We start from the raw sequence: 467 nt of genomic DNA, 5'->3' as shown, positions 1-467 counted from the left end.
GCCTCGCCCGCACCGTCGGGGAGGTGGAACATGAGCGCGAGCGATAGGACCCGAAAGATGGTGAACTATGCCGGGGCAGGGCGAAGCCAGAGGAAACTCTGGTGGAGGTCCGTAGCGGTCCTGACGTGCAAATCGGTCGTCCGACCTGGGTATAGGGGCGAAAGACTAATCGAACCATCTAGTAGCTGGTTCCCTCCGAAGTTTCCCTCAGGATAGCTGGCGCTCGACAGCTCGCAGTTTTATCTGGTAAAGCGAATGATTAGAGGTCTTGGGGTCGAAACGATCTCAACCTATTCTCAAACTTTAAATGGGTAAGAGGCCCGGCTCGCCGACTCGGAGCCGGGCGTGGAATGCGAGCGCCCAGTGGGCCACTTTTGGTAAGCAGAACTGGCGCTGCGGGATGAACCGAACGCCGGGGTAAGGTGCCCGATGCGGTCGCTCATCAGTCCGCCCTCACGGGGATGGAG

At 59.3% G+C, this 467-nt stretch carries 1 rRNA gene; it reads left to right on the top strand.

Annotation, left to right across the window (positions count from 1 at the left end):
- Positions 1–467 (top strand): 23S ribosomal RNA (locus IEQ44_RS18515); the annotation flags it as partial.

The organism is Nocardioides malaquae, from assembly GCF_015070385.1.
GTDB classification, from domain to species: Bacteria; Actinomycetota; Actinomycetes; order Propionibacteriales; family Nocardioidaceae; genus Nocardioides; species Nocardioides malaquae.
This window is presented reverse-complemented; position numbering and strand designations above follow the sequence as displayed.